Genomic DNA, 12,383 nt, shown 5'->3' with positions numbered 1-12,383 from the left:
ACAAAATTGACTATTTCCCTCCCACAATCTCCCTTAAGGTGAACTTGTCACACAGCTTCCATACTAGTTGTATAGCAACTTCAAGCTTTAAAACCGATAACAATCAAAGCCATAAAAACCTGTGTGACACCTGAACCTCCGTCCCCTACCGTCCGTCTTGTGGAGAGTAAAATGAGTCAGGACATCAATAACACCGTTGCGACAAGCAAAACCCGTCGCGTCATCAAGAACCTGCGCTGGTACGTGCTGGTGCTGTTCTTACTTGGCGTCACCGTTAACTACATCACCCGAAATTCGTTAGGCATTCTTGCCCCCGAGCTGAAAGAGAGCCTCGGGATCACCACCGAGCAGTACTCCTGGATCGTCGGCGCGTTCCAGATCGCCTACACCATTTTCCAGCCCCTGTGCGGCTGGCTGATTGACGTTATCGGCCTGAAGATAGGCTTTATGGTCTGCGCCGGGCTCTGGGCGCTGATGTGTATTTTCCACGCGGGCGCCGGAAGCTGGCTGCACCTGGCGATTCTGCGCTTCTTTATGGGTGCCTCTGAGGCCGCCGCTACCCCCGCGAACGCCAAAACCATCGGAGAATGGTTCCCGAAATCAGAGCGCCCCGTTGCCGCAGGCTGGGCGGGCGTGGGCTTCTCCATCGGCGCGATGCTGGCCCCGCCTATCATCTACTTCGCTCACGCCTCGTTCGGCTGGCAGGGCGCGTTTATGTTTACCGGCGTGCTGGCGCTGCTGTGGGTGATCCTGTGGTGGGCGTTCTACCATAACCCGGAGCAGCACCCGAACCTGGGCAAGGACGAGCTGGCGTTTATCAAGCAGGATAACGAACCGCCTGCGGTGAAGCTGCCCTTCCTGACCGCGCTGAAAACCGTCTCGAAAAACAAACGCTTCTACGGTATCGCCATCCCGGCCTTTATGGCTGAACCGGCCTGGGCGGTGCTGAGCTTCTGGGTGCCGCTGTACCTCGCCAAAGAGCACGGCATGGACCTGAAGCAGATTGCGATGTTTGCCTGGCTGCCGTTCCTCGCCGCCGACCTCGGCAGCGTGGCGAGCGGCTACCTGACGCGTCTGTACACCCGCCTGTTCGGCTGCTCCCGCGTTAACTCGGTCGTCGCCAGCTCCGTGACGGGCGCGTTCCTGATGATCTCGCTGGGCATCGTGGCCATTACCCGCGACCCGTATATCACCATCGTGCTGATCTCCATCGGTGGCTTCGGGCACCAGATCATCTCCTGCATGCTGAGCGCCCTGGTCGTGGAGTCGTTCGACAAAGGCCAGATGGCGACCGTCAACGGCATGCGCGGCTCGGCGGCGTGGATCGCCAGCTTCCTGTTCTCGCTGTTAATCGGCGTGACCGCCGACAAAATCGGCTTTAACCCGCTCTTTATTGCCATGGGTTTCTTTGACCTGATTGGCGCTGTCTTCCTGGTAGCATTTATTGCTGAACGCCGCGCCAAGCGCGCCTGATAGTGGATGTATTGCATATGAAAACCCTGAAAAACTGGACCGTAGATAAGCAGTCGGCAAACCATCTGGAACTGCTGGTCGATAGCCAGCACCGCCTGTGCCTGTACGTGCTGGAAGAAAACCTGTTCCGCGTGCTGATTAAGCGCAAGGGCGAGCTGGCGCTGGACCGCACCTGGAGCATCGCGCCGGAAAAAGACGTACCCTGGGAAGGCCGCCGTCGTGACGACATAAGCGGTTTCTCCTGCCCCGCCTGGACCCTGACGCAGCAGGGCGAGACGCTCACCGTGGCAACCGAACGGCTGCGCGTGACGATCCACCAGCCGCTGTGGCTGGAGTGGCACTACCGCAATGACGCGGGCGAGTGGCAGCCGCTGGTCAACGACCGTCCGACCAGCGCCTACCTGCTGAACGCCCACGGCGACGGCGTGGCGCATTATCTCAGCCGTCGTAAGGACGAGCGTTTCTACGGCCTGGGCGAGAAAGCGGGCGATCTGCAGCGCAACGGTAAACGCTACGAGATGCGCAACCTCGACGCGATGGGTTACAACGCGTCCAGCACCGACCCGCTCTACAAGCACATCCCGTTCACCCTCACCCGCCGCGACGACGTGAGCTACGGCCTGTTCTACGACAACCTGAGCAACTGCTGGCTGGACCTGGGCAACGAAATTGACAACTACCACACAGCCTATCGCCGCTGGCAGGCGGAAGCGGGCGATATTGATTACTACATGTTTACCGGCAGGCGCGTGCTGGACGTCACCAAAGCCTTCGTGCGCCTGACCGGAAAAACGCTGTTCGGACCGAAATGGAGCCTGGGCTACAGCGGCTCGACCATGCACTACACCGACGCGCCGGACGCGCAGAACCAGCTGATGAACTTCATCCGCCTGTGCGAAGAGCACGCCATTCCGTGCGACTCGTTCCAGCTCTCCTCCGGCTATACCTCCATCAACGGCAAGCGCTACGTCTTCAACTGGAACTATGACAAGGTGCCGCAGCCGAAGGTGATGAGCCAGGCGTTCCACGACGCTGGGCTAAAGCTTGCGGCCAACATCAAGCCGTGCCTGCTGCAGGATCATCCGCGCTATAGCGAAGTGGCGGAAAGCGGCCTGTTCATTCGCGATTCAGAAACCGATGCACCGGAACGTTCCAGCTTCTGGGATGACGAAGGCTCGCACCTCGATTTTACCAACCCGCAGACGGTTCAGTGGTGGCAGAACGGCGTCACCACGAAGCTGCTGGAGATGGGCATCGACTCCACCTGGAACGATAACAACGAATATGAAGTGTGGGACGGAGAAGCGCGCTGCTTTGGCTTCGGCAAGGAGATCGCCATCAAGCACATTCGCCCGGTAATGCCGCTGCTGATGATGCGCGCCTCGCTGGAAGCGCAGCAGCGTTTCGCGCCGGAAAAGCGCCCGTACCTGATCTCCCGCTCCGGCTGCGCCGGGATGCAGCGCTACGTCCAGACCTGGAGCGGCGACAACCGCACCAACTGGGACACCCTGCGCTATAACATCCGCATGGGGCTGGGCATGAGCCTGTCCGGCCTGTTCAACGTCGGTCACGACGTCGGCGGTTTCTCCGGCGACAAGCCGGACGCCGAGCTGTTCGTTCGCTGGGTGCAGAACGGCGTGATGCATCCGCGCTTTACCATTCACTCGTGGAACGACGACCGCACCGTGAACGAGCCGTGGATGTACCCGGGCGTCACGCCGGCCATTCGCGGCGCGGTGGAGCTGCGCTACCGCCTGCTGCCGTATCTCTACACCCTGCTCTGGCAGGCGCATGCCGACGACGAGCCGATGCTCCGCCCGACCTTCCTCGACCACGAGCACGATGCGCAGACGTTTGAGGAGTGCGATGATTTCCTGCTGGGCCGCGATCTGCTGGTGGCCAGCGTGGTCGAAGCCGGGCAGCGCGAGCGCCGCGTCTGGCTGCCGGATAACGCCACCGGCTGGTACGATTTTTACACCCACGCGTGGTATGCGGGCGGCCAGTCGATCGTTCTCGACGCGCCGCTGGAGAAACTGCCGCTGCTGGTGCGCGCCGGTGCCGGTCTGCCGCTGAGCGAGCGCATTACCCACGTGTCCGCTGAAAAAGACAATACCCGCGAGCTGAAGCTGTTCCCGGTGAAGGGCGTCGGGACAACCTCGGGCATGCTGTTTGAAGACGACGGCGAAAGCTGGGGCTATCAGAACGGCAATGCGCTGTGGGTGGAATGGGACATGGTGTGCGACGGCGCAACCATCAACCTGAAGGTGAACGCGCGCGGGGATTATCGTCCGGCGTGGAAAGCGCTGAAGGTGTCGCTGCCTGTAGGGGAAAAACGTACGCTGCTGGTGAACGGGGTTGAAGGGGGCGAGTGGGTGGTGTAGTGCGGCCTGATGCCCTCACCCTCTCCCACAGGGAGAGGGGATAGAACGTAGGCCGGGTAAGGCGAAGCCGCCACCCGGCTTTTTTTTAGCCGTCGATACCTTTACTGCGCAGATAATCTTCGTAATTACCGGTGAAGTCCACCACGCGCTCTGGCGTAATTTCGATCACGCGGGTCGCCAGCGAGCTGACGAACTCACGGTCGTGAGAGACGAAGATCAGGGTGCCCTGATACATCTCCAGCGCCATGTTCAGGGATTCGATAGACTCCATGTCCAGGTGGTTAGTCGGTTCGTCCATCACCAGGATATTCGGTTTTTCCATCATCAGCTTGCCGAACAGCATGCGGCCCTTCTCACCACCGGAGAGCACTTTAGCCGGCTTTTTGATGTCGTCCTGGCTGAACAGCAGACGGCCCAGAATGCTGCGCACTGCCTGTTCGTCGTCGCCGTCCTGCTTCCACTGGCTCATCCAGTCGAAGACGGTGAGGTCGTTTTCGAACTCGTATTCATGATCCTGCGCGTAATAGCCAATCTGCGCGTTTTCAGACCACTTCACGGTGCCGTTGTCCGGCTGCAGCTCGCCAACCAGGGTTTTCAGCAGGGTGGATTTACCCACGCCGTTGGCACCGAGGATGGCAATCTTCTCGCCCACTTCCAGCAGCAGGTTGAATTTCTGGAACAGCGGGCCGTTCTCAAAACCTTTTGCCAGGGCTTCCACTTCCAGCGCGTTACGGAACAGCTTTTTGTCCTGCTCGAAGCGGATGAACGGGTTCTGACGGCTGGAGGCTTTAACTTCGTCCAGCTTGATTTTGTCGATCTGACGCGCACGCGAGGTCGCCTGACGCGACTTAGAGGCGTTGGCGCTGAAGCGGCTGACGAAGGACTGCAGGTCAGCAATCTGCGCTTTCTTCTTGGCGTTATCCGCCAGCAGACGTTCACGCGCCTGGGTGGCCGCCGTCATGTACTCGTCGTAGTTGCCCGGATAAACGCGCAGCTCGCCGTAGTCCAGATCCGCCATGTGCGTACAGACCATGTTCAGGAAGTGACGGTCGTGCGAGATGATGATCATGGTGCTGTCGCGGTCGTTCAGCGTCTGCTCCAGCCAGCGGATGGTGTCGATGTCCAGGTTGTTCGTCGGTTCGTCGAGCAGCAGGATGTCCGGGTTAGAGAACAGCGCCTGCGCCAGCAGCACACGCAGCTTCCAGCCTGGCGCGACTTCGCTCATCGGGCCGTAATGTTGTTCAACAGGAATGCCCACGCCCAGCAGCAGCTCGCCCGCGCGCGCTTCGGCGGAGTAACCGTCCATCTCGCCGTACTGCGTCTCCAGATCGGCCACTTTGTAGCCGTCCTCTTCGCTCATTTCGGCAAGCGCATAGATACGGTCGCGCTCCTGCTTCACTTCCCACAGTTCCCCATGCCCCATGATCACCGTATCAAGCACCGTGAACTCTTCGAAGGCGAACTGATCCTGACGCAGCTTACCGATGCGCTCGTTCGGATCGAGCGACACGTTGCCAAGCGTCGGCTCTAAATCGCCGCCGAGGATCTTCATAAAGGTGGATTTGCCGCTACCGTTGGCACCAATCAGGCCGTAACGGTTGCCGCCGCCAAATTTGACGGAAATATTTTCGAACAGCGGCTTACTGCCAAACTGCATAGTGACGTTGCTGGTAACTAACACGGGGAGATTCCTGCGAAAAGTGTGATAAACACGGCATTATGCCACAATTCCGAATTGAGATCCCGTGTTGCAGTAATGCACTAAAATTTAACAAAAGCGAAAAAAGTGTGATTTCGTACACATCTGAATTCCCTGTTAGCGGGAATGCACATATAATGCGCTCCCATCACAGATTCAGACTTATCAACTCATCGCCTGAATGGCTTAGATACCTCGCAAAACATGAACATGAAATTAACAACGCTTTTTGCGGCAGCGTTAGCCGTAGTAGGTTTTTGTAAGACCGCTTCAGCGGTGACGTATCCCCTGCCGACAGACGGAAGCCGTCTGGTGGGTCAAAACCAGGTAGTGATCGTGCCGGAAGGCAACTCCCAGCCGCTGGAATATTTTGCTGCGCAATATCAGCTCGGCCTGTCCAACATGCTGGAAGCCAACCCGGGCGTTGACCCGTACCTGCCAAAAGCCGGTACCGTGCTCAACATTCCACAGCAGCTGATCCTGCCGGACACCGTCCATGAAGGTATCGTGATCAACAGCGCCGAAATGCGCCTGTATTACTACCCGAAAGGCACCAATACCGTGATCGTGCTGCCAATCGGCATCGGTCAGCTGGGTAAAGATACCCCGCTGAACTGGACTACCAAGGTTGAGCGTAAGAAAGCGGGCCCAACCTGGACCCCTACCGCCAAAATGCACGCGGAATACATCGCGGCGGGCGAACCGCTGCCAGCCGTTGTGCCAGCAGGCCCGGATAACCCAATGGGCCTGTACGCGCTGTACATTGGCCGTCTGTACGCCATCCACGGTACCAACGCCAACTTCGGTATCGGCCTGCGCGTAAGCCACGGCTGCGTACGTCTGCGTAACGAAGACATCAAGTTCCTGTTCGATAACGTGCCGGTCGGTACGCGCGTCCAGTTCATCAACGAACCGGTGAAAGCGACCTCTGAACCAGACGGTAGCCGCTACATCGAAGTGCACAACCCGCTGTCCACCAGCGAAGACCAGATCAACAACAATGAAATCGTTCCAGTCACCCTGACCAGCGCAGTGCAGGCTGTAACTTCCCAGGCTGACGTTGAAACCACCGTTGTCGATCAGGCCGTTCAGAACCGCTCGGGTATGCCGGTGCGCCTGAACTGATCGCGACACAAATAGCGTTAAATCATGAGACCCCGACCTGTCGGGGTCTTTTTTTTTAAAGCCACACCCCTTCTGTGCCTAAATGCATAAATTGCTATTAATCCGACTCCAGCCATTTTCTGCTATGCGGGCGGGGTTACATCATTTTGACTAAGTGTTATGATGCGCAATCTCGAAAAATCAGTTTTTTCTGTATTTATCGAGATTTTTAATCTTCCTGGAGCCGCATAGTTCGATGATCAGCATTAACTTAACAACAACAAAATCACGCCTTTATCTCTGTTCGCAAACAGTGTGGTCACTTGCGAATCAGAGTAAAAAGGTCGATCAAATTGTTGTGTGGGTATCCAGCACGCCTTACCTCAGCGATGAAGGCATCACTGAAGAGCCGGAATGGGTTGAGAAAATTCGACTGACCGGCACCAACCTGGTTTTTAAATGGGTCAAAAATACCGGCCCTTACCGCAAGTTATTCCCGGCACTGCAGGCTGCGGCAGAAGACGATATCCTGATCTACGCTGACGATGATGCCATTTATAACGAAGTGTGGGCGGAAACCCTGCTGGATGATTTTTATCGCCATAATCAGGAATATGTGGTTGCTGCCCGCGTGCGTAAAACGGTAAAGAAGAAAAAAGAACTTCTTGATACTTACCGCAATTTCCCGCTCATCACCGCACCGAAGGTGGTCGAACAGGATTACATCATCACCGGCCTTGGCGGCGTGGTGCTTAAGAAAAAGATGATCCCGGAATATTTTCACTTCAATGAGGATTTTCTGAAGGTTTGTCCGCGCGCGGACGACATTTGGATCAGCAAATTAATTCAGTTAACGAAAACGCCTGTCTATGTGTCGGCCCAGAGCATTCGCTATGTTCATGAAATCATTCATGACTACGGATTATCTCGCGCTAATACCAGCAAAATAAAGCGCTCTCTGCTACAGAAAATTCGCTTCACGTTTAAGCCGGGGCAGATTCAGCACCTGTGTCAGAACGATCTTTATATCAAAGACACCGACAGCTATTTCGAAACCTGCGCCTGATTAACCGTTATTGACGATCACAATCCCCCCGTGGTCGTAACGGTAGTGACAGTGGGCATACTCCAGCGGTGTGCCATCTTCCAGATAGATCACCTGCTCCACCTCCAGCACCGGATCGCTTTCTTCGCAAACCAGATGCTGCATGTCCAGCGTATTCGGCTTTAGCGCTCTCACGACCCGATAAGAGCCCATGATTTTCAGCCCCAGCGTCTCCTGCACGTACCTGAACACCGAGCTTTCAAGATGCGTTTTATTCAGGCCCGGCACCAGGTTCAGCGGCATGACCGTTGAATCCAGCGACATCGGCTCACCGTTTAACAGGCGCAAACGAATAAAGTCATAGATGGGCGCATCGGCGTTGATCATCAGCGATGCCTGCTCTTTCTCGTTAGGGAAGCGCAGTTCAAAATGCACTACCTGGCTGGTTACCTTGCCAAGATGCTCCCAGGTTTTAGTTGCGCCAAAGTAGTCGCTGCCGGAGAGATCCCACTGCGAAAGCTGCAGGAAGTTTTTGCGTATGAACGTGCCCTGCCCCTGACGGGTATAGACCAGCCCTTCGACAATCAGCTGGCGCATGGCCTGCTGAATGGTCATCCGACTGGTGCTGAACTCCGCCGCCAGCGCAAACTGGTCCGGCAGCGGTTCATTGGCGGCGTACTGCTGGGTGATGATGCGTTTTTTAATTTCCCGCGCTATGGTGATGTACTTCGCCGCCATCGTCCTTCCCTTATGATTAGTTTTCTATCCCGCTGTTTTTCAACGCCACTCGCTCGGCAATCTTGAGGAAAGGCAGGTAGAAGAATACACCAAAAACAATGATTGCCAACTGCACGACCACCGCGCGCCAGTCCCCCGCCGTTGCCAGCCATGCGCTCAGGATCGGCGGCGTTGTCCAGGGGATCATCACCACGCAGCGCGACATCAACCCCAGCGTGGTGCAAAGCCAGGCGACGTAAATGCCGATGGCGGGCAGCAGCACAAACGGGATCATCAGCGGCAGGTTAAAGACAATCGGCAGGCCAAAAATAACCGGCTCGTTGATGTTGAACAGGCCAGGCGCCAGCGACAGGCGCGCCACCTGTTTTGCCGATTTTTGCCGCGAGAAGATAAAGATGGCAATGAGCAACGAGATCGTGCTGCCGGTGCCCCCCACCATGCCGAACGTCGGCACAAAGATGTTGTTGATGATATGCGGGATCGGCTGGCCGTTGGCAAAGGCGAGCATGTTCTCGTTGGTGTTGATCAGCAGGAACGGTTCCAGCACCACGCTGTTCACCACCGACTGGTGAATACCGAGCGTGAACAGGAAGTTACCGAAGCTGTAGATAAAAATCGTCCCCGGCAGGCTGGTGTTGATTAGCCGCAGCGGCTGCTGGATAAAGGTCGTAATAAGATGGATCAGATCAGTATGCAGCACGTTTGCCAGCACGGCCGCCAGTACCGCAAACAGAGAGAGCGTGAGGATAGTCGGGATCAGCGCGGTAAAGGATTTGCTGACCGCCGGGGGCACGTTTTCCCCGAGCGAAATGTGCAGCGCCTTCAGGCGCGAAATGGCGATAAACAGTTCCGTGGAAAGGAGGCCGATCAGCACCCCGGCAAAAATGCCGGTGGAGCCGATATTGGCAAACGTCAGCACCTGCGTGACGTTCACCGTAGCCTCACCGCCGACGGGCGTGAGCTGCAGGCGCATCGGCATCATGATGATAAAACTGCTCACGGCGATAACCACTGCCGAGACCGGATTGTCGAAATCTTTGTTGCGCGCCAGCGACCAGGCAATCATCGGCGCCAGCAGGAGCGCGGCGATGTTCAGCGTGCCGTTGATAATCGCCTCGCCCCACACCTTAAACTGTGCAAGCGTGTCGCCCTCAAAAATCCACGGAAACACCACGTTGTTCACCAGCACCGCCAGACCGGCGAGGATGAAAATCGGCATCACCGTCGCAAAGGCGTCGCGCAGGGAGCGAAGGTGCACCTGATTAGCCAGGCGCGCTGAAAACTCAACAAATTTATCGACGAAGGACTGCATGTGCGGTGTTATTTTTGCTTCAGACATAGCGGATAGTTCCCATCAATCAGTCACAAAAACGGCCCGGCAGCGTACGGCTTACATCTCGCGTCCGTTGGTATGGATAACCTGTTTTAACCACGCGTAGCTTTTCTTCGGCACGCGCTTCAGGTCTTTCAGGTCGTGGTTCTCACGGTTGACATAGACCACGCCGTAGCGCTTACGCATGTCGCCCTGTGAGCTAAGAATGTCGATCAACCCCCAGCCGAGATAGCCGATCACCTCCGCTCCGTCCTCGAACATCGCCTGTTTCATGGCATCAATGTGCGCCCGATGATAGTCAATGCGGTAGGTATCCTCTATCGGGTTCACGCCGTCCCAGGACTCAATCACCCCGATGCCGTTTTCAATCGGGAATACCGGCAGACGCCAGTCGTTGGCGTAGCGGGTGATGATGGTGCGGAAGCCCAGCGGATCGATCTGCCAGTTCCACTCGGTAGCTTTCAGGTACGGGTTGTTTTTCTCGCCGTGCAGCAGGTAATCGTTCACCGGCGTGCCTTCAGGGATGGCATCGCTGTCCAGCGTTTTGCTGGCGTAATAGCTGAAGGCCATGTAATCGTTTTTGGTGCGCGCAAGCAGGGCAAGATCTTCGGCGCGGTAGATATCGTCAAAGCCTTCCTGTTCAACCACCGCCATCACCGCCGGGCTGTAGCCCTGGCCGGCAAAGACGCGCAGCAGGTTCTGATTAAGGAATTCGTCGTACTGCTGGGCGCAGAAGATATCGCGCGGTTTGCAGGTGGCCGGGTAGATCAGCTGGTGCGCCAGCATACCGCCCATCAGCTGGCCCGGTTTGGTCTGGTGCAGGTATTCGGTAAGCGCCATGTGCGCCACCATCGTATGGTGCTGCAGCTCGTACAGTTCGCGCAGGGTTTTCTCGCCTTTCATGTAGCCCGAAATGCGGAACGCTTCCGGCATATGGAAGATGTTCTGCTCGTTGAAGGTCAGCCAGTACTTCACGCGGTCGCCAAAGCAGTCGATCATCTTTTTGCCGTAGCGAATAAAGGCGTCCATTACGCGGCGGTCGTTGAAGCCGTTATACTCCTGCGCCAGCGCCAGCGGCATATCGAAATGGTACAGGCAGACCATCGGCTCAATGCCGCGGGCGATGAGATCGTCGATAAAGCGGTCGTAAAACGCGATGCCTTCGTCATTGAACTCGCCGTCACCCTGCGGGCAGACGCGGCTCCAGGAGATCTGGAAGCGGTAGCAATTCATGCCGAGATCCTGCATCAGGTCGAAATCTTCCCGGTAGCGGTGGTAAGAGTCGGTTGCCACCTTCCAGTCCGAGATATTCTCCCCGGCTTCGCGAATGTCATAGACCGACATCCCCTTCCCCCCCTCGTTCCAGGCCCCTTCCGTCTGCATGCTGGACACCGAGTTGCCCCATAAAAAGTTGGCTGGCAATGATTTGTTCATGGTCGCTCCCTATATGACTAGTCATTTAAATTTCATGACTAGTCATATAGGCGAAGATGAAATTTCGATCAAAGAGGAGGATCGTTTTTTGTGAGATTGATAGAAATAAAAAGCCCCGGCTGTTGCCGAGGCTACGTTCCTGTTCAATGTTTAAAGCCCGCTTTGGGCCGCAACTTTTGCCTGGGCAATTGCTCCGGCATTGAATATGGGGTGCTCATAGTTGTCGGTGACATCACGAACCCTGTATATCTTCCATGCGCCAGCCTCACGACGAACGAATACCTGCAGCTCTACTTTTCCACCGTTTTCTCTCCCAATCCAGACGGGCATAACCTCACCCCCCATAAACGATTTGGCTGGACCGACATGTAGCGCCGACACCCAGGATGGATCATAGTCCTGCGCATAAGCAAAGTAATCCGATCCCAGCAGGTCTTGTTCGGGTATCGAGTCTATATCATTCAGTCTCTTGATCGTGTCAGCAGAGACATATTCGCGCAGGTCAGACGGCGTATATTCATTGTCGCTACTTGTAAGAGACATCAGATACGTGGCGTAAAAAGAATGTACTCGCGTCGGCGCGCTCTGATCCGGCTTAACTGCGCAAGCTGAGAGCAAACATGCGCATAACACCATTGCGGCTCGCATCAATTCATCCTGTATGTTTTGAAAGTCGGTTGAGCCGCGCGATACCCTGGGCCAGGGTACATGCTGCGCTGTCGGAAATCGGAGATCCATTGCGTCCCATCATACATTGTCATATGTCCACTGGCGTTTCCTCCCGGATAGGGTTGGATCACTGCGACATCACCGCTCAATAAGGTTGAACCCGGCGGGACTTCACGAAATCCCGCACGCAGCAATGCTGGCACGTAATCTTTGGCGTTTAGCGTTCTCTCCAGTCGAATGCCGCCTGCCGCTATAGCCTCTCTGGTAAAAGTCGCGCATTCGTTATGCGAACGACCAAGAGCGTGTGACCGGAGGTGTGAAACAGCAACATCTTTATTCCAACTCATTCTTAGTTCCCTTAAGTAAGTAAGAACGAAATTATGGTGCCAGCCATAAAGCTGATGTTGGCTAAAAAATGCTTAAATTTTCCGGTCAAAATATTAAGTTCTCGCCCAATAAAAAGACCGGATTCGCTGTGCGGATCCGGCCAGAGTCATCGCCGTTAGC

The 12,383-nt window shown here is 56.1% G+C and carries 10 protein-coding genes; 4 read left to right on the top strand and 6 right to left on the bottom strand.

Annotated elements, in window-relative coordinates; all coding sequences use genetic code 11:
* Positions 1–171 precede the first annotated feature (171 nt).
* Complete coding sequence (locus VPX56_RS07490; RefSeq protein ID WP_263611173.1) at positions 172–1,473, top strand: MFS transporter; 1,302 nt, start codon at positions 172–174, stop codon at positions 1,471–1,473.
* A gap of 17 nt (positions 1,474–1,490) precedes the next feature.
* Positions 1,491–3,854 carry a glycoside hydrolase family 31 protein gene (locus VPX56_RS07485; protein WP_326470847.1) on the top strand — a complete coding sequence of 788 codons (2,364 nt, stop codon included), beginning with the start codon at positions 1,491–1,493 and terminating at the stop codon, positions 3,852–3,854.
* Between the two features lie 85 nt (positions 3,855–3,939).
* Here the strand turns inward: VPX56_RS07485 and VPX56_RS07480 are convergent, their stop codons facing one another.
* Entirely contained in the window at positions 3,940–5,535 is a 1,596-nt protein-coding gene (locus VPX56_RS07480; RefSeq protein ID WP_131632946.1) for an ABC-F family ATPase, read from the bottom strand.
* A gap of 222 nt (positions 5,536–5,757) precedes the next feature.
* On the opposite strand from VPX56_RS07480, the gene ldtB reads away from it, so the two are divergent.
* Positions 5,758–6,678 carry a L,D-transpeptidase gene (ldtB, locus tag VPX56_RS07475; RefSeq protein ID WP_131632947.1) on the top strand — a complete coding sequence of 307 codons (921 nt, stop codon included), beginning with the start codon at positions 5,758–5,760 and terminating at the stop codon, positions 6,676–6,678.
* A 337-nt stretch (positions 6,679–7,015) separates the two neighbouring features.
* Entirely contained in the window at positions 7,016–7,723 is a 708-nt protein-coding gene (locus VPX56_RS07470; RefSeq protein WP_242673386.1) for a hypothetical protein, read from the top strand.
* Here the strand turns inward: VPX56_RS07470 and VPX56_RS07465 are convergent, their stop codons facing one another.
* From VPX56_RS07465 to VPX56_RS07445, 5 genes are all read right to left on the bottom strand, one after another.
* Positions 7,724–8,440 (bottom strand): GntR family transcriptional regulator, encoded by a 717-nt coding sequence (locus tag VPX56_RS07465; RefSeq protein ID WP_326470843.1) that lies wholly within the window; start codon positions 8,438–8,440, stop codon positions 7,724–7,726.
* Between the two features lie 16 nt (positions 8,441–8,456).
* Positions 8,457–9,779, bottom strand: coding sequence for a PTS sugar transporter subunit IIC (locus VPX56_RS07460; protein ID WP_131632950.1), 1,323 nt, complete (start codon positions 9,777–9,779; stop codon positions 8,457–8,459).
* A 51-nt stretch (positions 9,780–9,830) separates the two neighbouring features.
* Positions 9,831–11,207: a glycoside hydrolase family 1 protein gene (locus VPX56_RS07455; RefSeq protein ID WP_326470841.1), complete on the bottom strand. Its 1,377-nt coding sequence runs from the start codon at positions 11,205–11,207 to the stop codon at positions 9,831–9,833.
* 150 nt (positions 11,208–11,357) lie between these two features.
* Complete coding sequence (locus tag VPX56_RS07450) at positions 11,358–11,855, bottom strand: YqhG/Tai3 family protein (RefSeq protein ID WP_131632952.1); 498 nt, start codon at positions 11,853–11,855, stop codon at positions 11,358–11,360.
* The gene (locus VPX56_RS07445; protein ID WP_326470839.1) at positions 11,855–12,223 is read right to left on the bottom strand and encodes a hypothetical protein; all 369 of its coding nucleotides are present in this window, start codon (positions 12,221–12,223) and stop codon (positions 11,855–11,857) included. The genes VPX56_RS07450 and VPX56_RS07445 overlap by 1 nt, the downstream gene beginning before the upstream one ends.
* Between the last annotated feature and the right edge of the window lie 160 nt (positions 12,224–12,383).

Source organism: Enterobacter wuhouensis (genome assembly GCF_035835995.1).
In the GTDB taxonomy this organism is placed as follows: Bacteria; Pseudomonadota; Gammaproteobacteria; order Enterobacterales; family Enterobacteriaceae; genus Enterobacter; species Enterobacter wuhouensis.
Note: the sequence above shows the minus strand (reverse complement) of the source record. Positions and strands in the feature narration are given on the sequence as shown.

What these genes read in the sequence shown, in the direction of transcription:
- VPX56_RS07490 (WP_263611173.1), top strand. Translation starts at nt 172, where the DNA reads ATGAGTCAGGACATCAATAACACCGTTGCGACAAGCAAAACCCGTCGC.
- VPX56_RS07485 (WP_326470847.1), top strand. Translation starts at nt 1,491, where the DNA reads ATGAAAACCCTGAAAAACTGGACCGTAGATAAGCAGTCGGCAAACCAT.
- ldtB (WP_131632947.1), top strand. Translation starts at nt 5,758, where the DNA reads ATGAACATGAAATTAACAACGCTTTTTGCGGCAGCGTTAGCCGTAGTA.
- VPX56_RS07465 (WP_326470843.1), bottom strand. Translation starts at nt 8,440, where the DNA reads ATGGCGGCGAAGTACATCACCATAGCGCGGGAAATTAAAAAACGCATC.
- VPX56_RS07460 (WP_131632950.1), bottom strand. Translation starts at nt 9,779, where the DNA reads ATGTCTGAAGCAAAAATAACACCGCACATGCAGTCCTTCGTCGATAAA.
- VPX56_RS07455 (WP_326470841.1), bottom strand. Translation starts at nt 11,207, where the DNA reads ATGAACAAATCATTGCCAGCCAACTTTTTATGGGGCAACTCGGTGTCC.
- VPX56_RS07450 (WP_131632952.1), bottom strand. Translation starts at nt 11,855, where the DNA reads ATGCGAGCCGCAATGGTGTTATGCGCATGTTTGCTCTCAGCTTGCGCA.
- VPX56_RS07445 (WP_326470839.1), bottom strand. Translation starts at nt 12,223, where the DNA reads ATGAGTTGGAATAAAGATGTTGCTGTTTCACACCTCCGGTCACACGCT.